This is a genomic window from Gemmatimonadota bacterium (genome assembly GCA_041390125.1).
GTDB lineage: Bacteria > Gemmatimonadota > Gemmatimonadetes > Longimicrobiales > Gaopeijiaceae > JAGQIF01.
This window is the reverse complement of the sequence record JAWKQN010000015.1, coordinates 63831-86745: the sequence shown is the minus strand read 5'-3', so window position 1 is coordinate 86745 and position 22915 is coordinate 63831. Positions and strand designations below refer to the sequence as shown.

General features: G+C 71.1%; 17 protein-coding genes. 7 read left to right on the top strand and 10 right to left on the bottom strand.

Annotated features, from left to right (window positions below; all coding sequences use genetic code 11):
* Positions 1-22: 22 nt before the first annotated feature.
* Positions 23-1180 carry a PQQ-dependent sugar dehydrogenase gene (locus tag R3E98_16825; GenBank protein ID MEZ4425062.1) on the bottom strand — a complete coding sequence of 386 codons (1158 nt, stop codon included), beginning with the start codon at positions 1178-1180 and terminating at the stop codon, positions 23-25.
* 251 nt (positions 1181-1431) lie between these two features.
* On the opposite strand from R3E98_16825, the gene R3E98_16820 reads away from it, so the two are divergent.
* Positions 1432-3288 (top strand): PQQ-dependent sugar dehydrogenase, encoded by a 1857-nt coding sequence (locus tag R3E98_16820; protein ID MEZ4425061.1) that lies wholly within the window; start codon positions 1432-1434, stop codon positions 3286-3288.
* A gap of 67 nt (positions 3289-3355) precedes the next feature.
* On the top strand, positions 3356-4048 hold the full coding sequence (locus tag R3E98_16815; protein MEZ4425060.1) for an SDR family NAD(P)-dependent oxidoreductase: 693 nt from the start codon (positions 3356-3358) through the stop codon (positions 4046-4048).
* A 72-nt stretch (positions 4049-4120) separates the two neighbouring features.
* Here the strand turns inward: R3E98_16815 and R3E98_16810 are convergent, their stop codons facing one another.
* The 4 genes from R3E98_16810 to R3E98_16795 all read right to left on the bottom strand — a co-directional run bounded on the left by R3E98_16810 (position 4121) and on the right by R3E98_16795 (position 10577).
* Positions 4121-6109 carry a filamin/ABP280 repeat domain-containing protein gene (locus tag R3E98_16810; GenBank protein MEZ4425059.1) on the bottom strand — a complete coding sequence of 663 codons (1989 nt, stop codon included), beginning with the start codon at positions 6107-6109 and terminating at the stop codon, positions 4121-4123.
* 235 nt (positions 6110-6344) lie between these two features.
* Positions 6345-8195, bottom strand: a complete 1851-nt coding sequence (locus R3E98_16805; GenBank protein ID MEZ4425058.1) for a hypothetical protein — start codon at positions 8193-8195, stop codon at positions 6345-6347.
* Between the two features lie 224 nt (positions 8196-8419).
* Complete coding sequence (locus R3E98_16800; protein MEZ4425057.1) at positions 8420-9712, bottom strand: serine hydrolase domain-containing protein; 1293 nt, start codon at positions 9710-9712, stop codon at positions 8420-8422.
* Between the two features lie 172 nt (positions 9713-9884).
* Positions 9885-10577: an OmpA family protein gene (locus tag R3E98_16795; GenBank protein MEZ4425056.1), complete on the bottom strand. Its 693-nt coding sequence runs from the start codon at positions 10575-10577 to the stop codon at positions 9885-9887.
* 419 nt (positions 10578-10996) lie between these two features.
* On the opposite strand from R3E98_16795, the gene R3E98_16790 reads away from it, so the two are divergent.
* The 3 genes from R3E98_16790 to R3E98_16780 all read left to right on the top strand — a co-directional run bounded on the left by R3E98_16790 (position 10997) and on the right by R3E98_16780 (position 16125).
* Positions 10997-13819: a carboxypeptidase-like regulatory domain-containing protein gene (locus R3E98_16790; protein ID MEZ4425055.1), complete on the top strand. Its 2823-nt coding sequence runs from the start codon at positions 10997-10999 to the stop codon at positions 13817-13819.
* Between the two features lie 112 nt (positions 13820-13931).
* Positions 13932-15506 (top strand): fibronectin type III domain-containing protein, encoded by a 1575-nt coding sequence (locus R3E98_16785; protein MEZ4425054.1) that lies wholly within the window; start codon positions 13932-13934, stop codon positions 15504-15506.
* A 91-nt stretch (positions 15507-15597) separates the two neighbouring features.
* Positions 15598-16125 (top strand): hypothetical protein, encoded by a 528-nt coding sequence (locus R3E98_16780; protein MEZ4425053.1) that lies wholly within the window; start codon positions 15598-15600, stop codon positions 16123-16125.
* Between the two features lie 51 nt (positions 16126-16176).
* Here R3E98_16780 and R3E98_16775 read toward each other — a convergent pair whose 3' ends face one another.
* Complete coding sequence (locus tag R3E98_16775) at positions 16177-16875, bottom strand: response regulator transcription factor (GenBank protein ID MEZ4425052.1); 699 nt, start codon at positions 16873-16875, stop codon at positions 16177-16179.
* 327 nt (positions 16876-17202) lie between these two features.
* Between R3E98_16775 and R3E98_16770 the strand changes: the two genes are divergently transcribed.
* Positions 17203-17694 (top strand): hypothetical protein, encoded by a 492-nt coding sequence (locus R3E98_16770; protein ID MEZ4425051.1) that lies wholly within the window; start codon positions 17203-17205, stop codon positions 17692-17694.
* Positions 17695-17757: 63 nt separating this feature from the next.
* Here the strand turns inward: R3E98_16770 and R3E98_16765 are convergent, their stop codons facing one another.
* Together R3E98_16765 and R3E98_16760 are read right to left on the bottom strand one after the other, a co-directional pair.
* Positions 17758-18582: an MBL fold metallo-hydrolase gene (locus R3E98_16765; GenBank protein MEZ4425050.1), complete on the bottom strand. Its 825-nt coding sequence runs from the start codon at positions 18580-18582 to the stop codon at positions 17758-17760.
* Positions 18579-19148 (bottom strand): DUF5706 domain-containing protein, encoded by a 570-nt coding sequence (locus R3E98_16760; GenBank protein MEZ4425049.1) that lies wholly within the window; start codon positions 19146-19148, stop codon positions 18579-18581. Before R3E98_16760 ends, R3E98_16765 begins: the two co-directional genes overlap by 4 nt.
* Before the next feature lie 371 nt (positions 19149-19519).
* Here R3E98_16760 and R3E98_16755 point away from each other — a divergent pair, with 371 nt between their 5' ends.
* Positions 19520-21088 carry a M20/M25/M40 family metallo-hydrolase gene (locus R3E98_16755; GenBank protein MEZ4425048.1) on the top strand — a complete coding sequence of 523 codons (1569 nt, stop codon included), beginning with the start codon at positions 19520-19522 and terminating at the stop codon, positions 21086-21088.
* Positions 21089-21154: 66 nt separating this feature from the next.
* Here R3E98_16755 and R3E98_16750 read toward each other — a convergent pair whose 3' ends face one another.
* Both R3E98_16750 and R3E98_16745 read right to left on the bottom strand, forming a co-directional pair.
* Positions 21155-22114, bottom strand: a complete 960-nt coding sequence (locus R3E98_16750) for a glutathione synthase (protein ID MEZ4425047.1) — start codon at positions 22112-22114, stop codon at positions 21155-21157.
* A complete protein-coding gene (locus R3E98_16745; GenBank protein MEZ4425046.1) occupies positions 22111-22860 on the bottom strand; it encodes a hypothetical protein in 750 nt (249 codons plus the stop codon). Before R3E98_16745 ends, R3E98_16750 begins: the two co-directional genes overlap by 4 nt.
* Positions 22861-22915: the final 55 nt, after the last annotated feature.

Sequence of the window (22915 nt, the reverse complement as noted above, 5' to 3'; positions counted from 1 at the left end):
CCTTCGACGTGACGGGTCGGCGTCAGCGACGGGCGACCGGCTCCAGTCGCAGGATCGGGGACGGGTTGTCGTCCTCGTCCTCGATGGCCACGTAGATGAAGCCGTCGGGCCCCTGGCGGACATCGCGCACGCGCCCGCGTCCGAGCAGCAGCGTCTCCGCATCGCGCACGGTGGTGCCGTCCAGCTCGAGCCGGACGATCTTCTGCCCCGACAGCCCACCCGCGAAGAGGTCTCCGCGCCACTCCGGGAACGCGTCTCCCGTGTACAGCATCATGCCGGACGTGCCGATCGAGGGCACCCACACGTGCGCCGGGTTCTCCATGCCTTCGCGCATGGTCCCCTCGTGGATCGCGGATCCCGAGCGATAGTTCACGCCGTAGCCCACGACGGGCCAGCCGTAGTTGCTCCCGCGGCGGATCAGGTTCAGCTCGTCGCCGCCCTGGGGGCCGTGCTCCGTGGCCCACAGGTTCCCGGTGGTCGGGTCGTAGACCAGGGCCTGCGGATTGCGGTGCCCCCAGCTCCAGATCGTGGGCTGCGCGCCGGTCCGGTTGACGAGGGGGTTGTCCTGCGGCACGCGGCCGTCGTCATGGATGCGGTTGACGGTGCCGTGGTGGTTGGTCACATCCTGCGCCGGATGCCCTTCCAGGTCCCCGGACGGCGGTGCCTGACGGTCGCCCACGGTGATGAACAGATGGCCGTTGCCGTCGAAGGCGAGCCGCGAGCCGTAGTGGCCGTTGCCACGCGACTCGGCCTCGAAGATCTCCTCCACGTCCGACAGGCGATCGTTCTCGAACCGTCCGCGCAGGACGGCCGTGGTGCCCCGCTCCCGGTCGGCCTTGGGCTTGGAGTAGCTCAGGTAGAGCAGCCGGTTGGACGCGAAGTCGGGATGCGGCATCACGTCCAGCAACCCGCCCTGGCCCTGCGCCACGACCTCCGGCACCCCGGGCACCGGATCGGGCAGCAGGCGGCCGTCGCGGATGATGCGCAGCCGTCCGGGCCGCTCCGTCACCAGGAGGTCGCCTCCGGGCAGGAAGGCCATCGACCAGGGGATGACCAGGCCGTCGGCGACGGTCACGACGCGGTAGTCGTGGAGGGAAGACCGGACGACGTCCTGGGCGGCGAGCGGAGCCGCGGACAGCAGGAGGCCCGCGGCGAGCATCGTGGCGGGGATCCGAACCATTCTGTACTCCTCACTCGTGGGAAGCCGGCAGCCGGAGGACCGGCGCGCTGGGCACAGGGACCCCGGGCCGGCGCGCCGGGTTCCGGGTGTGCCCTCCGGGCGATACGGTACCATCGGCGTCGGATTTCGGGGTGCCGCCCCGGAGGCATGGAGCCTGCACCGGACCGCAGCGTCCCGCGGACCGGGTGTCCGCCGGACGCGGGCTCTGCCGCCCAGGAGAGGGGCATCCCGTCCACGGTTCCGAGGAGCGCATGAAGGGATCCAGGCTTTCGCGTTGGCTGTTGTGGCAGATGCTCGGCCTGGCCGTGGTCCTCCTGGCCCCGCTGCGCTGGTGGTTGTCGACGACGCCCTGGTCGGCACCTGCGGATCCGGCGCATCAGGTGTGGCTGCAGGTCGGCGCCTACGGCATCGCGGTCGTGGTCATCGCCCTGATCTCGCTTCGCGGCGGGACCGTCCGGGCCCTGCCCGCCGTCGCGGTCCTCGGGGTCGCCCTGTCCGGGGCCTTCCTCCTGCTCCTGCTGGAGCGTCGCGAGTTCTTCCGCACGATCCTGGTGGCCTCGGCGGCGCTGACGGCGTTCTTCGTCCTCTTCCCCGTGCTGGTGGGTGCCCTGCGCAGTCGCTGGGCCACCGCCGTGTCCGGTGTCGCGCTGGCGGGGGTGGTGGTCGGGCTGGGTGCGGTCTCGCTCAAGGACCCGGATCCGCCCCGGCCGCGTCCGCTCTTCACCAACGAGTACGTCCTGGACGCCCTGTTCCACGAAGGGGTGACGCAGCACTCCATCATGGGTGGGGGTGGCCTCGCGGCCGTGGAGGGAGGCTTCCTCATCAGCAACGGGTACGGCCAGCTCTACCGGGCCGGGCTCGGTCCCGACGGTGGCCTGACCACGGTGGCGCTCGAGGCGCCGCCGATCGACTTCGGCGAGTTCATTCCGGAGACGGAACCGGAGGTGGCGCCGCGCCGCATGCGCGTCAACGACATCGACGTGGTGCCCACGGCGCAGGGAACGGTTCTCCTCATGTCCCACTTCTGGTGGAACCTCCAGGAGCGGTGTCGCACCGTCCGCCTGTCGGCGCTCGACGTCCGCGGCCTGGCCGACCCGACGCCGCTGCCCGGGGCCCGCTGGCGGGTGCTGCACGAGGCGCGGCCCTGCTCGCGCTTCGGCGAAAACGGCGATCCGTGGAACTTCCTCATGACCGGTGGCCGCATCCTGCCGCTCGGCGAGGGGCGCATCCTGTTCACGGTGGGGAATCCGTCGCACCCGATGCTGTCGCAGGAGCCGGGCTCGGACCTGGGCCGCACGCTGCGCATCGATCTGCAGACCGGCGACATCGAGGTGTATTCCACGGGACATCGCAACGCGCAGGGTCTGGCGCGCGATGCGCAGGGTCGGATCTGGTCGACCGAGCACGGCCCGAAGGGGGGGGACGAGCTCAACCTGCTGGTGGAAGGAGGCAACTTCGGCTGGCCCGTGCGCACGCACGGCGTCGAGTACGTGACGTCCTTCTATCCGGACTACTCGGACGTGGACGTGGGCTCGCCGCCCATCGAGCCGGCGCACGCCTGGGTTCCCTCGATCGGCATCTCCAACCTGATCGTGCTGGACAGCGAGGGACTGCCCGAATGGAAGGGCGACCTCCTGGTGGCATCGCTGCGCGCCCGCTCGCTCTACCGGGTGCGCGTGCGCGGCGAGCGCGTGGCGTTCTACGAGCCCATCTCCATCGGTCTGCGGGTGCGCGATCTCCTGCAGACGCCCGACGGCCGCATCGTGCTGTGGACGGACGAGGAAAGCCTGGTGGTGATCACCCCGCGCCGGATGGACGCGTCGCGTGAGCTGCTGACGGACTGCTTCTCCTGCCACACCTGGACCGGCGAGGAGGTCGGTACGGCGCCTCCGCTGCAGGACGTGTACGGCCGGGACGTGGCGTCGGTGCCGGGCTATGTCTACTCGGACGCCCTCAGCGTCCAGCGCGGGGAATGGACGGCAGAGCGGCTGAGCCAGTTCCTGAAGGACCCGGCCGCGATGGTGCCTGGAACCACCATGCAGTTCACGGGGATCGCCGACGAGGCCACCCGCGCATCCATCATCCGTTACCTTCAACAGAGCCGCTGAGCGATCGCCCGCGGCCGCAACGGAGAGGACCCCGACCTCCACGGACCCTGACCCGGAGGCCTCGCCCGTGATCCCCACTGCACTCGTCACCGGCGGCAATCGCGGCATCGGTGTGGAGATCTGTCGTCAGCTGCTGGAGCGCGGACATCGGGTGGTGCTGACCGCGCGCGACCCCGCAGCGGCCGAACGAGCCGCCGGTCACCTCGAGGCCCACGGACCGCTTCTCACGCAGGTTCTCGACGTCACCGATCCGGCGTCCGTCACGGCGTCCCGGGAGCGTCTGCGCTCGGAGGGCGTCGACGTGGACGTGTTGGTGAACAACGCGGCGATCTATCCGCGCGACGCCTTGCTCGAGCAACCGCTCGACGCCTGGGAGCGCACGCTCCGGACGAACGTCACCGGTCCGCTTCTGCTCTGCCAGGCGTTCCTGCCGGCGATGCTGGAGCGGGATCACGGCCGCATCGTCAACGTCTCGTCGGGCTCGGGCTCCTTCGGCGAGGGGCTGTACGGGCCGGCGGCCTACTGTGTATCCAAGGCCGCGCTCAACGCGCTGACGGTGAAGCTCGCGGAACAGATCGGCGAGGGGACCGACGTGCTGGTCAACGCCGTCTGTCCGGGATGGGTCGCCACGGACATGGGCGGCGCGGAGGCGCCGCGCACGCCCGCGGAAGGGGCCCGAGGGATCGTCCGCCTGGCGACGCTCCCCCGCGGCGGTCCCACGGGGCGGTTCTTCCGGGATGAGCACGAGATCCCCTGGTAGCACCGCGGCCGGCCGCCCGTCCGCTGCTGCGGACGAACGACCGGCCGGGTTCCTGCGGGCGCCGCGCCCGGCTCAGGCCGGTGGCGCGGCCACCCCGAGCCGGACGAACCCGCTCTGATCGAGCGGATCCGCTGCGCACCCCGCCGGGAACTGACGCTCCGCGGAGGTCTGCTCGAACTCGAGGAAGAGCACGCACAGCGGGACCATGGAGCCCGCCGACCAGGCCGCGTCCTCGGCGTCACCGCTGGCGAGGGGATGGGCCATCTCGTAGAACGTCCGCCCGCCGGCCGAGCCCACGGCGCCGGTGCCGTCCTGCTGTCCGTCGATGCGACCCCAGAACCGCTCGAAGTGGCCGTCGCGGAAGCGGCGCGGATCCAGGCGCAGGTCGTCGTCCCCGAGGTCGGTGACGCCGTTGCCGTCGTTGTCGAAGCGGACGCGCACCACGTCGAAGTCCGACGGGGAGCCGTCGACGACCTCGACACCGAGGTAGAGCGTGCCGGCATCGTTCAACATCCACAGCGTGCTGCCGGCCCACGGGCCAGCGAAGATCGGGAGCTGTTGCGCCTGATCCCACTCCCCGGCGGCGCGCACGCCGTCGATCACGGGCGAGCCCCAGCCGCTCGGGGACACACCGCTGCTGTACGGGCTCCCGCCGATCGGCACCCCGTCGATCGTGATCGCGACCGCATCCGCACCGGGGAGGGCCGGTGTGTAGCTCAGCGTATAGGTGCCGTCCTGATGGTCCACGACCGTCACGGGGGCTCCGGCGTTCGTCCCCGTCACGCTGCCGGCCACGACGCCGCCCCCGGTCGGATGGGCCACGCCGGGCGCCACCGCCGTCTGCAGGTGGATCACCGTCGTCTGCCCGGACGTGCCCGCGGGCACGGTGGCGGAGCTGGCCGCCGCGTCGACCGGCAGCGTGGAGCCGAAGTCGCTGAAGCCGCCGATCCCGCGCGTGTTGAGGCCCCCGTGCAGCGCGCGCAGCGGCTCCGGACGGAACAGGCCCGCCAGCCGAGCCACGCCGCGCGACACGCGCGCCGCCACCGAAAGCGGTCCGCTGCGCGTGGACGGGGCCGAGCCGGGGCCCGCGCACTGCGGCGCGCCCGGTGTGGTCACGAGGGGGAACGCCTGGCCGCCGCTCACCCGTACGATCTGCAGGTACTGATGTAGCGCGTGCGGCAGGAAGATCGGGCTTTGCGGGTCTTCCAGCGTCTCCGGCTGGCAGAGCACCATATCCGCGCCGGACAGGAACGTGACGGCGTTCCCGTCGGCGTCGCGCGCGGTGGCGCGCACGAAGAAGGGCACCCAGGGCGTGGACAGCTGCAGGCCCGGGGGCGGCGCGATGTGCTCGAGGCTCAGCACGAAGTGGGGATCGCCGTTCGGGACGACCGCGTCGTTGGCCGCGATTGCGACCTCGCCTGCGAACTCCTGGGTGGTGGGATTGCCCACCTGCACCACGCCGCCCTGGCCGACCGGCACCTGGATGACGTCGCAGTCGAGCACGGACGGATCGATCAGGCAGCCCTGGGCCGCCGGGAGCGCGCCGTCCTCGACGCGGAAGAGCAGGGGGACGACCCCGCCGGCCGGCAGGGTGGTCACGTTGGGCACGATCCCACCGCCCGAGCCGTTGCCGGTGGTCTGGAACGCGACGTCCACGGCGCCGAGCTCCAGCGGGCCGACCAGCGCGCGGATGCGGTAGATCACTCCCGGTGTGGGGGCGAGGGCGGCCGTGTTCCACCGCACCCCGTACAGCTGCTCGTTCGGGAAGAGCTGTACGGCAGGGGAGGTCTGCGTCGTGAACGACGCGAACACCGAGTTGCACGGCGACGACATGTCCGAACAGATCTCGATCCGTGGAGCCAGGCCCGCGTCGAACGGTCCGTTGACCACCAAGGGCGCCAGGGGCGGCGCGAAGCTGAACGCGCCGGGTGCGGCCTGGATGCCGACGACGAAATCATCGGCGCGGTCGGTCGCGGACTCGGGCGCGGATGGAAATGCCTGGGGTTCGCAGCCGACCAGCAACAACACGGCGGCCACGGCGATGCGACGGGGGTGCCTCATGGGGGAGAGCCCTCCGGGGGGGACGGGGAGCCTGCATGTGCGGGGACCGATAGCATGGGCGGGTTCGACTTCGCAAACGTTGCGGCGACGAGACAGTCGTTGCGCCGGTGCGTGATCGCGTCGGCCTCCGGGCGTGAGACGCGGGCGCGCCTCGCGGTGCAGTGGCGACCCGCCGGGGAACGGACGCTCTCCTGGCGCTAGACGGCGGGTCGCTCCCCGCGCCCCGCGGCCGGGCTCAGGACGCGGTCAGCAGCCGCTGGAATCCGGGATCGTCCTGGAGGTCCTTCCACCACCAGTGATTGGTCCAGCGCCATCCCTCCCGGTGCTCCGGGCTGGCCTCGAGGTAGCTGCGCAGGAGGTCCACGGCTTCGGCGCGTTGGCCCATCTGGACCCGCACCACGGCCTCGAACGCCAGCAACTCCCGCGTCGGATCGACGTCGGGCCCGGCCCGGCTGGCCCTCAGCACCGCGTCCGCGCTGTCGGGCAACTGGGCCCGGGCCAGCGTTCCGGCCACCGTGATCTGTCCGATGACGCGGTTCCATTCGCGCAGGTGCGGCGGGCTCAGCGCCACGAGCGTGTCCGCCAGCGCCCAGGCGCGCGAAGCATCCGCCGGTACGGCGCCCGCTGCCAGCAGCCAGAGCCGGCACTCGACGAACTCCGCCGCCGCCGGAAAGCGACGGCGGCCCTCGTCGCAGGAGGCGACCGCATCGTCGAACTGCTCCAGGTCGTACGAGGTCGCGTAGAGCCGCCACAGCACGTCCTGCGCGGAGCGCAGAAACGCGTCCTCCTCATACGCCCGCAGGGCGTTGACCTTGGCTCCGACGATGTCGTTCTGCTGGGAGCGGATGATGGACAGCAGATTCCACGCGTTGGCCAGGTTGGAATCCAGCGTGGTCGCCCGGGTCAGGTCCTGCTCCGCGGAGGCCAGCAATGCCTCGGCGGCGGCGGGTTCGGGCTCCAGCCCCAGACGCCAGCGCAGGTAGCGGAGCGTGCCGCGGTGCTCGAGCGCGCGTCCGTTGGCGGCGTCGAGCGTCAGGGCGCGCTCGGCATCCTCGAGTCCCCGCTCGATCCACGCGGCAGCTTCGTCCAGGTCTCCCGCGGTGAGTTGCGCCATGCGCACCGCCAGCTCGGCCCGCTGCACCTGCGGTCGGGACCAGCGCGGCTCCAGCGCGCTGGCCGCGACGAAGAAGGAGTCCGCCCGTTGCCAACGGGCGAGCGCCCCGTCCAGGTCGTCCTGGACCAGGCGCAGCTCGAAGTCCTTCCGGGCCTGCTCCCCACGCTGGACCTGGGCCCAGGCCGCCACGTTGCGGGTCTCGGCGGCATCCATCCGCAGCGCGATCTCCTCACCCAACCACTCCCGGAGCATACGCGCCACCTCGGCGCCCAGGTCCGACTGGAGCGCGAGCAGGTCGTCGCCGGCGCGCTCGAACGATCCGCGCCGGAACTCGGTGCCACTGGCGCCGTCCGACAGCGCCACGTTCACGCGGATCCGTCCAGCGGGAGCGTTCTCCACGGAACCGGTCACGATGGTGCCCGCGCCCACCGAGCGGGCCACAGAATCCCGCGGCAGCTCGAGGAGCTTGAACTGGAGCGCGCCGTTCTTGCTCACCACATTGAGGGCCGGGACGGCCGCCAGCTCGTCGATCAACGTCTCGGTGAGCCCGTCCGCCACGTGCTCGAGGGAGCGATCCGGGGAGACGTCGTCCAGGTAGAGGACCGCGAGGCGATGCGGGTCCAGCCCGGGCGTGCCGGCTTCCAGCACACCGACCTCCCGGCCGGCCGCGGCCGCGGACGGGGTGCGGAGCAGAACGGTGAGCCCCACGCCCACGAGCACGCACAGCCCGAGCAGGGCCATCTCGTCGCGGGAGACGCGCTGACGGCCCCTCTCCCCGTGGTACCACCCCACCACCAGCGCGATGAGCAGCCCGGCCAGATACCAGGCGAGCGTCACGTTGTAGGCGGCGGCCGGCACGATCTCGCGATCGACGAACTGGTCGATCACGCTCACGACGACCCAGCCCGCGGCGGCGTAGGACGCCACGATCTGGAAGATCCGTCGCTGCTTCAACTGATCGAAGAACCCCACCGCGCCTCCGCCGGAGCGACCTGGGAGCCATGCGCTCCCCACCACGCTAACGCCGCAGGGGGGCGCCGCTCAAACCGCCGACCGGCGGGGATCGCCCCTCGCGTCGGTCCGGGGATCGCACCGGCGCGGGTCCGGCCCGAACGCGCCGGTCCGCCCTCCGCGGTTCCCCGACGGACAGAGGCCCGGCGAAGCAGACCCGCGACGGGTCGATCCGTCAGGTGGACCTACGGGACCGGTCCGGTGATCGCCTGATAGACCAGCGTGCGGAACTTCGGCTGGAGATCGAGTCCGCCGGCCGGGACGAGCTGGGCGAGGAAGATGCCCACCAGCCGCTCCTGGGGATCGACCCAGTAGGTCGAGTAGTAGGCGCTGCCCCACCCGAACGTCCCGGGCGAGCCGTAGAGACCCGCGGCCCCCGGGTCCTCCAGGATCTCGAAGCCCAGGCCGAAGCCACGCCCGGGCTGCCGGTAGAGGGTGTCCACGTGATTGACGGTCATCAGGTCCACGGTTGCCGGGGCCAGGATGCGCGCATCGCCGAGCCGACCCCCATCGAGGAGGGCCTGGAGGAAGCGCGCATAGTCCTGCGCGGTGCTGACGAGGCCGGCGCCGCCGGAGAAGCTCTGGCGTGGACCGGTCAGATAGTCGCCCTGACCCATGCCCTCGTCGGCGGCGCGATGGATCTGCCCCGCCGCGTTGGCGGAGTAGACGGTCGCCATGCGGTCCGCCTTGGAGGCGGGCGGATAGAAGTGCGTGTCCCGCATGCCGAGCGGCTCGAAGATGCGCTCGCGGAAGAAGCGGTCGAGCGGCAGCCCCGACGCCACCTCGACCACGCGGCCGAGGACGTCGGTCGAGAAGCCGTAGACCCACGCGCTCCCCGGGTGCGCTTCGAAGGGCAGCGTGGCCAGCCGCTCCATGGTGGTGCCGATCGGCTCCGGCTTGTCCGCGAAGTACCAGAGGTAGACGCCCGCCTCCTGATAGCGTTGGGCCAGCCGGCCTCCGCCGTAGGAGATGCCGGAGGTGTGGGTGAGGAGGTCGCGGACGGTGATCTCACGCGAGGGTGCCCGCTCGGAGAACAGGAGGCCTCCGAAGCGTGTGCTGTCGGGTACGGCCACCCGCGAGGCCGCGAACGCCGGGATGTACCGGGACACCGGCTCGTCGAGGGCCAGTCGACCCTCCTCCACGAGCATCATGGCGGCGACGCTGGTGACGGCCTTGGTCATGGAGGCGATGCGGAACAGCGCGTCGGTACGCATCGGCCGGCCCTCCTCCACGTCGAGGGAGCCGTACGCCCGCAGATGGACGAGCTTGCCGTCCCGGGCGACCAGGCTGACCACTCCGGCGATGCGGCTCGAGTCCACGTAGGCTCGCGCGAGCCGGTCCCAGCGCTCCAAGCGGGCCTCGGAGATGCCGACGCTGGCGGGGGTGGCCGGTTCGAGGATCTGTGCGGACGCCGGCGGCGCCGCGCAGGCGACCCAGAGCAGCGCCGCGACCCGCAAGGACCGCAGGGGTGGCTTCACGTATGCGCTCCGCGTGGGAGGGGGATCAGGGGCTTCCGGGCTCGGACAGGGCGCAATCTACGGCGCGGCCTCCGGAGGAACGACCGCCGGGCCCTCCGCGGATCCGAGAACGACCGCGGCGCCCCTCCCGGAGGAGAGGCGCCGCGGGATGCCCTGGCGCGTCGGTGCCGGGTCAGGACCCACTGCCCGCCCGGCGGCGGGCGGCGGCCTGCAGGGAATCGCTGGCGAAGATGGCCACCTCGACGCGGCGGTTGAGGGCGCGACCGTCCTCCGTCTCGTTGCTCGCGACAGGCTCCGTCTCGCCCAGGCCGCGCTGCTCGATCCGGTCTGCGTCGACGCCGCGGGCGGAGAGGAAACGCGCAGCGGCCTGGGCCCGCCGCTCCGACAGCCCCTGGTTGTAGCGGTCGCTGCCCGTCGCGTCGGTGTGGCCGACGATCAGCAGGTTGGTGCCGGGATACTCCTCCAACGAGCTGGCGAGCTCCGTCAGGTTCGTTTCCGCGTCCGCCAGGAGGCGATCCGAATCGAATCCGAAGAGGATCCCCGACTCGAAGGTGACCTGGATGCCCTCGCCCACGCGCTCGACGGTCGCCCCCTCCAGCTCGTCCTCGAGGTCGTCCGCCTGTTCGTCCATCCGGCTGCCGATGATGGCGCCGGCGGTGCCTCCCACCACGGCGCCCAGGATCGCGCCCTTGGCGGTCGAGCCGCTCCGGGAGCCGATCACGGCTCCCACCACTGCGCCGGTGGCCGCTCCGACGGCAGCGCCTTCCTCGGCCTGCGTCTCCTCGCGGAGCGACGCGCACGAGGCGGCGGTGGAGGCCAGGAACACCAGGATCGTAGCCCGACCTGCGAAGGTCCGATATCGCATACCCACTCCTTGACGGTCTCGGGTGCGCGGCGTCGCCGCGCGCTGGGGAGTCAGGGTGCAGCGGCCATGCCAGAGGACGGCCTGCTCGCTCGCGCGCGCGCTCCAAACCCCTGTTGCGGCCGCGCTGCGCCGGATCCGGCCACCGGGTCGGAGCGAATCGCTCCAGACGGGCCGCGCATCCCCGTGGCCCCGGGGACGTCTCCGGCCTCGGTCCGTCACCGAGCCCTGCGGCCCGTAACGGGCCGTAGGCCCGCGCCTGAGGTCCACGTTCTCCAAGCTGTTCTGTATCAACGACTTGCCTCCTTTACCAATCCGTCACACTCCCGCGCGTGCCCTGTTACTCCCGCCCGGTAGCGTTCCATCCGAGTCGAATGGTCGGCTCACCGGACCCATGGGAACTCGCAGAGGAGACAGCGCATATGCACGCGTTGGTCGATTTCCTCCGGTCCGTCGGACGCTCCACCCTGGTGGCGGCGTTCCTGATCCTGACCTCGGGCGCGGCAGCAGGCGCCCAGGCCACGAGCGACGGACGGATCGTAGGGCGCGTGGTAAGCGCGCAGAATGGAGAGCCACTCTCCAACGCACAGGTCTACATCCCGGACACGGGGGTAGGCACGCTTTCGTCGTTGGATGGGCGGTTCGTGTTGCGATCCGTTCCGGCCGGAACGGTCGAGCTCCGGGTGGATCTGCTCGGATTCGCGTCCAAGACCGTGACCGGCGTCCAGGTCCAGACCGGTCAGACCGTCACCCTGGACGTCTCGCTCGAGCCCGAGGCGATCGCGCTCGACGCGCTGGTGGTCACGGCCGAGGCGGAGCGCGGCAACACCGTCGCCCTGATCACCGAGCGCCAGAAGGCGCCGGTCGTCGTGGACGCCATCGGCGCCGACCAGATCGCCCGCTCTCCGGACGGAGACGCGGCGGCCGCGCTACGGCGCGTGCCCGGGCTGTCCGTCGTGGACGGGAAATACGCGTACGTGCGCGGGCTCGGCGAGCGCTACAGCTCGACCACGCTCAACGGCGCGCCCCTGGCGTCGCCGGTGCCGGACAAGAAGGTCATCCCGCTGGACGTCATTCCCTCGAGCATGCTCGAGAGCATCGTGACGGCGAAGAGCTATTCGCCCGACCAGCCGGGGGACTACGCGGGCGGGCTGGTCCAGCTCCGCACCAAGGACTTCCCCGCGTTCCGCATCTTCAACGTCAGCGCCTCTTCCGGCTACAACTCCGCCGTGTCCCTGCAGGACGGCCTCGGCTACGCCGGGGGCGGCTACGACTTCCTGGGCTTCGACGACGGCACGCGCGACCTGCCGTCCCTCCTGCCCGGAGACCGGCCCATCAACCGCTCGAACTTCACGCCCGCCGAGCTCCAGGCTTTCGGACAGGCCTTCAGCGGTGCCTGGGGGCCGTCGAACCAGTCGATTCCCGTGAACGAGAGCTTCGGGCTGTCGTTCGGTGACGAGTTCGAGCTCTTCGACCGCTCGTTCGGCTTCCTGGCCTCCATCAACCAGTCGAGCGACTACGGCGTCCAGACCGATCTCGTCGAGCGCGCGTTCAGCGCGTCGGGCGGCAGCGACCCCGAGGTGGACTACGCCGGACAGGTGACGACGCACTCGGTGTCCCTGGGCGCGCTCGTCAACGCGTCCTACGAGCTGGCGCCCACGCACCGGCTGACCATCAACGGCGTCTACAACCGGCTCACCGACGACGCGGCCCGTTCGCTCCAGGGGTTCAACCTGGATTCGAACACCGACCAGCGGAACACGCGCATCCAGTACGTGGCCCAGACGCTGACCAACGGTCAGCTGCGCGGGCAACACGAGTTCTCCGGCCTCGGCAACGTGGGCTTCGACTGGCGCGCCAGCTACACGCGCGCCGAGCGCTACGAGCCCAACACCCGCGAGTCGCTGTACCGCGAATTCAACGGGCAGTTCTTCTGGGACGACTTCATCCAGAGCGGCAGCGTCTTCCACCAGGACATGGTGGACGACGGCATGAGCGGCGGTGCCAACCTCAAGGTGCCCTTCACGCTGCGCGGCCTTCCCGCCACGCTGCAGGTGGGCGCCAGCGCGGACCGGAAGGACCGGGACGCGTACTCCCGCCGCTTCCGCTTCCGGCCCCAGGGATCCGACATCAACTCCGAGGTGCGCGCGCTGGAGCCGGACGAGCTGTTCCAGCCCCAGTACATCTCGCCGACGGGCTTCGAGATCCAGGAAGCCACCTTCCGGACGGACAACTACACGGCCTCCGAGGACATCGACGCAGCCTACGTGATGATGGATGCGGAGATCCTGCCGCGGCTGCGCCTCGTGGGCGGCGCCCGGGTGGAGCGTTCCCGCCAGCTGGTGGACCCGACGGACCTCTTCCCGCAGGCGGGTCAGACCCCGTTGACCGGGGCGGACCTCGAGCGCACGCAGGTGCTTCCGGCGATCAACCTGACGCTGAACCTCGGCGAGGCCATGAACATCCGCGCCAGCGCGTCGCAGACGCTGGCCCGCCCCCAGCTCCGCGAGCTGGCGCCGTTCTCCTTCGCGGACTACGCCGGTGGATTCCTGGTGGTCGGGAACCCGGAGCTGGACGTGAGCCGCATCCAGAACTACGACCTGCGCTGGGAGTGGTTCTTCCAGCCGGGCGCCCTGATCGCGATCTCGGGTTTCTACAAGGACTTCACGAACCCGATCGAGGTGCAGGTGCTTCCCAGCACCGAGCTCATCAAGACCTGGGTGAACGCGCCGAGCGCGCAGAACTACGGGACCGAGATCGAGCTGCGCGCGCCGCTGTCCATCTTCGCCGATGGGCTCACGCCGTTCACCGCGAACGCCAACATCACCCTGGTGCAGTCGGACGTGGATGCGGGCGGCCTGATCCGCTACTACCTGCCCGGCACCGGCGCATCCGAGATCACGGTGCTGGAGCGCAACCGCGCCCTGCAGGGGCAGTCCCCCTACGTGGTCAACGCGGGCCTGAGCTACTTCAACGAAGGCAGCAACACCACGGCGACGGTGCTCTTCAATCGCTTCGGCCGCAGGATCGACGCGGTCAACCGCGAAGCGACGCCCGACATCTACGAGGAAGGACGCAGCCAGTTGGACGTGGTCTTCGAGCAGAGGCTCCGGGACAACCTGTCGTTCAAGCTGTCGGCGGGACGTCTCCTCGGGAATCAAGTGCTGTTCACGCAAGGCGGCGACCCCGTCCGGTCCTACGACACGGGACGGACCTTCTCGGTCTCCATCAAGGTGGGGAGCTGAGTCTGCACATGGACCGGCGTCGCTTCCGCTCGCAACACCTGGCCGCCCCGCTCCGGGGCGGCCCCACCGGGCCCTGGGCACGGGTCCATCCGTAACGGAGGAGACGTTCGGAATGTTCAGCATCAGACGCATGAAGATCCTGGCCTTCGGGCTCGCGGCGGCCGTGGCCATCGGCGCCTGCGACGACAGCGGCACCGATCCGGATCCGCAGCCGCCCGCCGCCCCCGGCGGCGTGACGGCCACGCTGTCCGGAGCGGACGTGACCGTGAGCTGGAGCGCGTCGAGCGGCGCCACCTCCTACCGTGTACAGCGCCGGCAGGTGGGCGGCGGCGCGTTCGCAGACGTGGCCGCCAGCGTGACCGGCACGAGCTACACCGACACGGGCGTCGCGGCTGGCAACACCTACCAGTACCAGGTGATCGCCGTGAACGCGGATGGTGCGTCGCCGGCGAGCGCGCTGGCGGAGATCGCGGTCCCCGCGGAGAACCGTACGGCCATCCTGAACGGCACCATCTCGGGGACGCGTCAGCTCTCCGCGGACACGACCTACACGCTGCAGGGCATCGTCACGGTCGAGGACGGCGGCATCCTGCGCATCCCCGCCGGCACCCTGCTCCTGGGCGACGCGGCCGTGCAGCCCACGGCGCTCATCGTCCGGACGGGTGGGCAGATCTTCGCGGAAGGAACCGAGACCAACCCCATCGTCTTCACCAGCTCGCGACCCGCCGGTCAGCGGGTGGCCGGGGACTGGGGCGGCGTGGTGATCAACGGGCTGTCGCAGTGCAACTTCCCGGCCGACGAGTGCGTGGGTGAGGGCAGCTCCGGCCAGTACGGCGGAACCGACCTGGCGGACAACTCGGGCGTCTTCAAGTACGTGCGGATCGAATACGCGGGCTTCGAGGTGAGCTTCGGGAACGAGCTGAACGCGCTGACGCTGAACGGTGTCGGCAGCGGCACGGAGCTGCACCATGTGCAGACGCACGACGGCCTCGACGACGGCTTCGAGTGGTTCGGCGGCACGGTCGACGCGACCCACCTGATCGCCACCGACATCTCGGACGATTCGTTCGACTACTCGACCGGGTGGTCCGGCAACGGCCAGTTCTGGATCGCGCTGCAGAACCCCGACGACGCCGACACCGGCTTCGAGGTGGACGGCAACGAGGACGACTTCGACGCGCAGCCGTTCACCAACCCGAACGTCTGGAACGTCACGCTGGTCGGGAAGGGCGTGGGCGGTCAGGGCGGCACGGCCGGTGAGTCGACGATCGGGATGCTCCTGCGGCGCGGCACGGGCGGCACCGTCATGTGCGCGATCGTCACCGGGTTCGGCACGGCCGGCCTGGATGTCGACAATCCCGAGACCGTCGGTCGTCTGACCGTCGGCTCCAGCATCCTGTTCAGCAACGCCAACGACCTCTCCACGGACAGCGACGGCTTCCAGGCCACGGTCTGGAACGCGGGCGCCGGCAACCAGATTGCCGACCCCGGCCTGGCGGACCCGTTCGATCGCGACGCTCCGGACTTCCGTCCGGCGGCGACCGGTCCGGCGGCCACGGGCTGCCCGGCCCCGCCCGCGAACAGCGGCCTGGAGACGGTGGACTACATCGGTGCGGTCGATCCGGCCGCCACCACCCCCTGGTACATGGCGGCCTGGACCCGCTGGGGGGATCCGAACGCGGGTTGAGCGCGGCCACTCCTCTGTCGTGCTCGACGCGTCACGCGCCGGGTCGGCCTTCGGGCTGGCCCGGCGCGGCCTATTTCCAGAGCTTCAAGGAATGATCCCACATCGGCGTCTTCGTGTGCTGCTGCCCGCCCTCACGCTCCTCGCGGCCTGCGGCGGCGAACCACCCCCGCCTCCGGCGCTCGCAGGCGGCGCCACGTCCCTGCCCGCCCTGGGTCAACTGGCCCTGACGGCGTTCGCGCGCGGGGACACGCTCACGCTGCATCGACTGCGGCTCAGCGAGGAGGAGCACAACACCAAGGTCTGGCCGGAGCTCCCGGCTGCCGACGGCTTCCCGGTGGACCTGGCGTGGCAGAACATCGAGACCCGCAACCGGCGCGCCCTGGGACGCAACCTGGATTGGTTCCGCGACCGCGAGGTCGAGTTCGCCGACGTGCGGTGTGACGGGGAGACCCGGCGCTTCGCCCGCTTCAGCGTCCGAACGGACTGCTGGGTGCGCTTCCGCGTGGACGGAGACGCACAGGCCGAGGCCCAGCTCTTCGAGGAGGCGCTGGAGTGGAGGGGGACCTGGAAGGTCTTCCGCTGGGCGGACGAGGAGCGCGTGAAGGTCCTGGAGCGCTGAGCTGCGGATCCGGCCCGGCCGTGGGCCGCGCTGCGCCTGCGGCCTGCCGCGTCAGCGGCCCGGCGGCACCCGGAAGCGGTAGCCGAACCCGCGGACGGTCTCGATCCAGTCTCCGGCAGCCCCCAGCTTCGCGCGCAGCCGGCGCACGTGCATGTCCACCGTGCGGGTCTGGATGCGGTCGGAGATCGCGGCGTCCAGGTCCCAGGCGCGCTGCAGGAGCTGCCGGCGCGACTGCGTCTTGCCGGGCCGTTCCATCAGCGCCTTCAGCAGGCGGAACTCCGTGGGGGTCACGGAGAGCTCCTTCCCCTCGTAGGCGACCTGGTGCGAGCTCAGGTTGAGCGCCAACGGGCCCGTGCGCAGGATGCGCACGCCGGTGTCCACCGCGGGCTCCCGGATCCGCCGCAGGATGGCCTGCACGCGCAGGACCAGCTCGCGGGGGCTGAACGGCTTGGTCAGGTAGTCGTCGACCCCCAGCTCGAGGCCCTGGATCCGGTCCTCCTGCTCCTTCTTGGCCGTGAGCATGAGCACCGGGAGCGTGCCGAGCGAGGCGTCGCTGCGCACCTGGCGCAGGACCTCGTCCCCCGAGACCTCCGGGAGCATCCGGTCCAGGACGATCAGGTCCGGCACCTCCCGCTCGACCGCCCGCAGGGCGTCGCGGCCCGTGGTCGCGGTCTCCACGCGGTAGCCGGCCCTCGTCAGCTCGTAGGCGATGAGGGCGGCGATGTCCGTCTCGTCTTCGACCACGAGCACGCGTGACCGCGGTTCGGTCCCGTTGGAGCCAGGCACTTCATCCTCCGCGCGAGCCTTCCCGTCCGATGGGTGGAAAACTCGGGGGCAGCCGGTAACGGCGGACCGCTCCGTCTGTAACGACGGGGTAACCTTGGCGAGCCGGTCAGGCGTCGCCCCGCTCGGCCCGCCGATGCTCCGGGGGGGCTCTCCACGATGCGGGCGCCGCCCGTGCGTGGTATCATCGGACCGTGCAAGCGGCGGTCCCCCGCGATCGCCCCACGCGCCGGGGAGGCGGGCGACCCGGACGCGCGGGCCCCCGCCCGTGCAGCGCTTCCCGAGGAGGAGCCCATGGAACGAGGCCGCGAGGTACGGGCGTTCGACTATGTGAATCGCCCCTGGTCGGACGTGCGCGATGCCTTGCTCGGCGATGCCCACGACGTCTTCCGACGCGCCACGCGCGCGGCCGCCTCGCGGGCCGAGGACGTGGCGGCGGGCCTGAAGGTGCAGATCGGCGGCCTCGAAGTGGGCGCTCCGATCGCGATCACCGTGACCGAGGCGCAGGAGGAGACCGGAAGCCGACCCTCGCAGAGCGTGGCACGCGTCCACCTGGAGTGGGAGGGCGCGAACTCCCCGCGGCTGTTTCCCCTGATGCGGGGGACGCTGTCGGCCTATCCCCTCACCGGGACGGAGACACAGCTCGAGTTCGAAGGTCGGTACGAGGTTCCCGGGGGTGCGGTAGGCAACGCCGTGGACACGCTGGTGGGGCACCGCATCGCGGAGGCCTCCGTGCACCGCTTCATCCGGGACGTGGCCGAGCACCTGCGCACGACGCTGGGCTGACGCCGGTCCGTCACCGGCAGCGGCAGGGGGGCCCGAGGACGGAGCGGGACCGCGCCCCGGGCGTCAGTCCTCGCCCAGCTCCAAGCGCATCCCGTCGCGGCCCGCCTCGACCGGGATGCGTGTACGCTGTGCAGCGGCGGCGGTGAGCGCGTCCAGCTGATCGTCCGTGCGCCAGGGGTCGTGGTGGACCAGCACGAGCTTGCCCACCCCGGCCGCCTCCGCGAGCGCGACCGCCTGCTCGATCGAGCTGTGTCCCCAGCCACCGCGTCGGTGGATCTCGTCCGCCGTGAACTGGGCGTCGTGCGCGAGCACGGCGGCTCCGTTCGCGAAGCGCACGAAGGCCTCGAACGGGATGTGGCCCTCGGCGCTCGAGCCCAGCTCGTTGTCGGGCATGAAGACGACGTCCCGGCCGGGAACGCCGATCCGGTAGCCGTACGTCCGGCCCGGATGGTTGCAGCGTTGTCGCCGGATGGGGAGCCCCAGCCCGTTCAGGTGGGGCATCGGATCCCCCGCGATCCGGCGGGCGTAGGCCGGCAGCGCCGCGGCGCGCACGGGGAAGTGGCGCCCGTCCAGCAGGGCCAGCGGGCTCCAGGGTCCCTCCTCCGTATCCGCGTCGAAGATCACGATGGTGCGGTCGCGTTCCCACAGGGGCGCGAAGAACGGCAGCCCCAGCACGTGATCGCCATGGATGTGGGTGAGCAGGATGCTCAGGTCCACGTCGCGTCCCTTCAACTCCGCGCCGAGGCGTCGCGCGCCCGTGCCCACGTCGACGACCAGGACGTTGCGGCCCCACTCCACGGAGAGACACGAGGTGTCGCCCCCGTGACGGAGCGTCTCGGCGCCGGGGACCGGAAAGGTGCCCCGCGTGCCCCAGAGGGTGACGATCACGGCACCACCGATCCGGTGCCGACCGCTCCGACCTCCCCCACCACCCCCATGTACACACCCAGGAACAGCAGGACGCTCAGGATGAGCGCCACCATGAAGGCCGTGTACGACGTCCGCAGCAGCGTGTACTTGCGCTGCAGGACCTGACCGAGGCCGTAGATGTCGCGCATCATGTTGGTGTAGAGCCGGTCGGTGTTCTCGAGCAAGGAGCGGAGCCCCGACACGAACTCCTCTTCGGGCATGCCCACGAAATTTCCGAAGAAGAGGATGTTGGACCGGTTGGACTCCACGTCCTCCAGGCTCACGCGCCGGTGCGTGACACGGGGCCGCGCCGCGAGGATGGCGTACACCATGGAGATCGCGCACCCCAGCAGCAGCACGCCGGTGGGCACCAGGAGCCAGGGATTGGAGTCGATCTTGGGTGAGATGGAGGCGATGACGACCGAGATCATGATGCCGTTGATCGAGATCATGATGTTGGCCTTGTTGTCCGCCATCGAGCTGAGGTTCAGGTGCGACTGGTACGACGTCCGGAACATCGTCTCCACGCCGCGCTGCGACCCCATCCCCTCCTTGTGCTTCTTGCCCTTCTTCTTGTCCTTCTTGTGCGGCTTGTCGGCGGAGGTCCCGTCCGCAGGATCGGCGGGGCCGCCCGGCTCCGGGGGGGGTGGGGCTGGGGTAGGGCGAGGCGTGGGGCTCGGGGTGGGTCACGGCGGTCTCCGGTCGGTCGAACGGGGGGGACGCTGCAACCTGATGCGTCGTGCCGCGGTGGGAAAGCGGGCAGGGCGGAAGGCACGCGCCGTCCCAGGGCCGGCGTGGACGACCGGAGCGGAGGCCCGTACGGGCTGCCCGTCGCGAGCCCGCTCCTTGCCCGCCGGCGCGCCGCTGCCTCAGTTGGACCCCTTCCAGCGAAGCCCCGCCGACCCGACGGAGTCCCATGACACCGACCCTCGTTCGCTTCCGCATCCTCGCCGCGGTGCTGCTGGCGACCCTGCTGCCCGGCGCGGCGCCGGCCCAGACCTTCCCCACGGCCGATCCCGTGATCCGCGCCATGTGGGAGCAGGGGATGGGTTCGGGCTCCCAGGTCGAGCCCCTGGCGCAGGCCCTGATGGACTCCATCGGTCCCCGGCTGATGGGATCGCCCGCGTACGACGCCGCCGGAGACTGGCTGATCTCGCGCTACCGGGAGTGGGGCGTGCAGGCGGAGAAGCGTCCGTACGGGACGTGGACCGGATGGGAACGCGGCATCACCCACGTGGATCTGCTGGCGCCGCGGGTGCGGAGCCTCCAGGCCATGATGCTGGCCTGGTCCCCCGGGACGGACGGCCCCGTGGAGGGGGAGGTCGTGGATATCCCCGCCTCCGTGGCGTCGGGCGCCGACCTGGAGCGCTGGCTTCCCGAGGTGCGAGGCAAGTTCGTGCTACTGACGTTCCCGGAGCCCACGTGCCGGCCGGACGAGAGCTGGGAGGAGTGGGCCACGGAAGCGTCCTTCGCCACGATGCGCGCTGGGCGCGACTCGGCCCGCACCGCCTTCGCGGTGCGCATGCGGGGGCTGGGGGCCGATCTCCCGGCCCGCCTGGAGGCCGCCGGGGCAGCGGGCGTGCTCACGAACCGGTGGTCGGCCGGATGGGGTGCGGACAAGATCTTCTCGTCGCTGACGGAACGCGTCCCCTCGCTGCACGTGAGTTGCGAGGACTACACGCTGCTCTACCGCATGGCGGAGCGGGATCAGGCGCCGCGCATCCGGGTCGACGCGCAGGCCCGCAGCCTCGGTGACGTCCCCGCGTTCAACGTCGTGGCCACGATCCCGGGTCGGGAGTTGCCGAACGAGTACGTGCTGTTGTCGGCCCACCTCGACTCGTGGGACGGGGCGTCGGGAGCCACCGACAACGGGACCGGCACCATCATGATGCTGGAGGCCATGCGCATCCTGAAGGCCACCTATCCGAACCCGCGTCGGACCCTCCTGGTCGGACACTGGGGCGGGGAGGAGCAGGGCCTGGTGGGGTCGGGGGCCTTTGCCGCCGATCATCCCGACGTGGTGGGCAACCTCCAGGCGGCCTTCAACCAGGACAACGGGACCTGGCGCATCGACTTCATCCGCATGCAGGGCTTCACGGGCGCGGGGGCCCACTTCGGCCGCTGGCTCAGCGCGGTGCCGGACGAGATCACCGAGCACATCGAGCTGGACATCCCGGGCGTGCCAGAGACGGGGGGCAGCGACCACATGAGCTTCATCTGCGTGCCGGCCGCGGGCTTCCGCCTGCAGTCCAGCTATCCCGACTACCGGCAATACACCTGGCACACCAACCTGGACACCTACGACAAGGTGGTCTTCGACGACCTGCGCAACAACGCGACGTTGGCCGCCATGCTGGCGTACCAGGCGTCCGAGGATCCCGAGCGCGTGCCCGTGGATCAGCGTGTGCTGCCCACCGACGAGCGTACCGGGCGACCGGGGACGTGGCCGCAGTGCCGTCCTCCACGCCGCAGCGCCGGCGGCTGAGCCGGGTCCGGAGGCTCCACGGCCGCGCGACCGGACCCGGACCGGTGGTGGAGGGTCGGCAGGCGTTCACGCGGTCGCCGGCCAACGCGTCGCTGCGGCCCGGGACGCCGCGTCCAGGTATCCCGCCAGCGCCCGCGCGATGGGCTGGCCCGTGTTCGCTTCGTAGTACGTGTATGCCGGACAGGGATTCACCTCGAAGCAGAACACCTCGCCGTCCGGAGCCAGCTTGAGGTCGATGCCGGCGAAGTCGAGGCCCAGGCGGCCCGACAGCGCCACACAGCGGCGCGCCAGCGCGGTTGGGAGCTCGAGCGGCTCGAGGCGCGTGCTGCCGCCGTCCTCGCGCGCGGCATAGCGGTAGTCGGTCCCCGTGGTCGTGATGGCCGTGGCGAACACCGCGTCGCCGACCGTGTGCACGCGCACGTCGCGTCCCTCGACGTAGGCCTGGAACTGGGTGGGGCACCAGCGGATGCGGTCCAGGCGCGCCAGGTCGGAGTCCTCCAGCTCACGTACGATGGAGCGTACGCCGCTGATCGACTTGTAGATCACGCGGCCATGCCGCCGACGGAACTCCCCGACCGCGTCCGGATCGTTGGTGACCAGCGTGGGCGGCGTGGAGAACCCCACGCCTACGATGGCCTGCGCCTGGTAGGGCTTCGAGAAGTTCGAGCCCATGGCGCTCAGCCGGTTGACCATGCACGCGGGGGTGATCTCGCTCCAGCGCAGCAACGCCTCGTGCAACGCGCGACACTGCGCGCGGCGCGGGGAATGCTGCGGCTCGTGCTCGAGCTCGGGCAGGGACCGGTCGTCCATGAGACGCAGGTACGCGCTACCGATCCGCTCCAGGGGCACCGTCCCGGTTGGACCGCGCAGCACACCGCGCACGCCGCGCGGTCCCACCTCGACGTCCAACGTGGTGCGCCCGAAGTCGCGTTGATGGAAGAGGTGGAACGGGGAGCCTCGGCGCTCGAGCTCCTCTGCCACGCGTTGGAGCGGCTCCTCCGTCCGGATTCCGGCGAGCAGGATCATGCCGCCACCTCCGCGCCGATCGCGAGCGCATCGGCCAGCGCATCGGCCAACGCTTCCCCGCCCGCGACGAGATCGGGCATGGGGTGCGCGGTGTGGAAGGTGAGGCGATCGCCGTCCGTCTCGAACTCGATCCCGAGCAGGGGGGTCTCCACCGCCTGCGCCAGGGAGCGACAGCCGGCCTCGAGGGAGGGGAGCGGAGCCCCGAGCACCCGCGATCCCACCACCCACGTTCGCAGACGCTCCCGGCCCGGGGTGGGCAGGCGCTGCCATCCCCCTCCCGGATCGGTGGGGCCTTCGCTGGAGAGGCGGTAGGGCTCCGTGGGAAGCCCCGCGGCCGCCGCGCGGGCCACCCATTCGGCCGTGTGGCGCCAGGCCCCGCCCAGCCCCTGCGGCGTGGGCGGATTGAGCAACGGTCCGCGCAGGCAGGCCAGCGCGCTCAACACCAGGGCGCCGAACTCCTGCTCCGCATACTCGCGGTCGCCGGGCGTGGCCAGCGCCAGGTGGGCGGGCTGACTCTGCACGACGCGGTTCAAGGTGCCCGACACGTCGCGGCTGTCCAGCAACCGGCCGTCCCGCAGCGTAGCCGTGAACCCGATCTCCTCTCCCTCCAGCCAGTGGTGCCACTGCACGGCGCCGGCCAGCTCCTCCTGGGTCACGTGTCGCACGTCGTCCCCGAATCGAGCGCGCAGGCGCTCCGCCGCCCAGGCCGCGGATGCGTCCGGCCCGGCGCTCAGGATCAACCACATCGCACACCTCCGTAGGCGAAGGGGGAGGCGGTCCGATGGGACCGCCTCCCCGACG

Bases quoted from the DNA above. Each gene is read 5' to 3' on its own strand.
- R3E98_16745 (MEZ4425046.1), bottom strand. From the start codon at position 22,860: ATGTGGTTGATCCTGAGCGCCGGGCCGGACGCATCCGCGGCCTGGGCG.
- R3E98_16770 (MEZ4425051.1), top strand. From the start codon at position 17,203: ATGGAACGAGGCCGCGAGGTACGGGCGTTCGACTATGTGAATCGCCCC.
- R3E98_16760 (MEZ4425049.1), bottom strand. From the start codon at position 19,148: ATGGGGTCGCAGCGCGGCGTGGAGACGATGTTCCGGACGTCGTACCAG.
- R3E98_16795 (MEZ4425056.1), bottom strand. From the start codon at position 10,577: ATGCGATATCGGACCTTCGCAGGTCGGGCTACGATCCTGGTGTTCCTG.
- R3E98_16825 (MEZ4425062.1), bottom strand. From the start codon at position 1,180: ATGGTTCGGATCCCCGCCACGATGCTCGCCGCGGGCCTCCTGCTGTCC.
- R3E98_16750 (MEZ4425047.1), bottom strand. From the start codon at position 22,114: ATGATCCTGCTCGCCGGAATCCGGACGGAGGAGCCGCTCCAACGCGTG.
- R3E98_16790 (MEZ4425055.1), top strand. From the start codon at position 10,997: ATGCACGCGTTGGTCGATTTCCTCCGGTCCGTCGGACGCTCCACCCTG.
- R3E98_16780 (MEZ4425053.1), top strand. From the start codon at position 15,598: ATGATCCCACATCGGCGTCTTCGTGTGCTGCTGCCCGCCCTCACGCTC.
- R3E98_16810 (MEZ4425059.1), bottom strand. From the start codon at position 6,109: ATGAGGCACCCCCGTCGCATCGCCGTGGCCGCCGTGTTGTTGCTGGTC.
- R3E98_16785 (MEZ4425054.1), top strand. From the start codon at position 13,932: ATGTTCAGCATCAGACGCATGAAGATCCTGGCCTTCGGGCTCGCGGCG.
- R3E98_16820 (MEZ4425061.1), top strand. From the start codon at position 1,432: ATGAAGGGATCCAGGCTTTCGCGTTGGCTGTTGTGGCAGATGCTCGGC.
- R3E98_16755 (MEZ4425048.1), top strand. From the start codon at position 19,520: ATGACACCGACCCTCGTTCGCTTCCGCATCCTCGCCGCGGTGCTGCTG.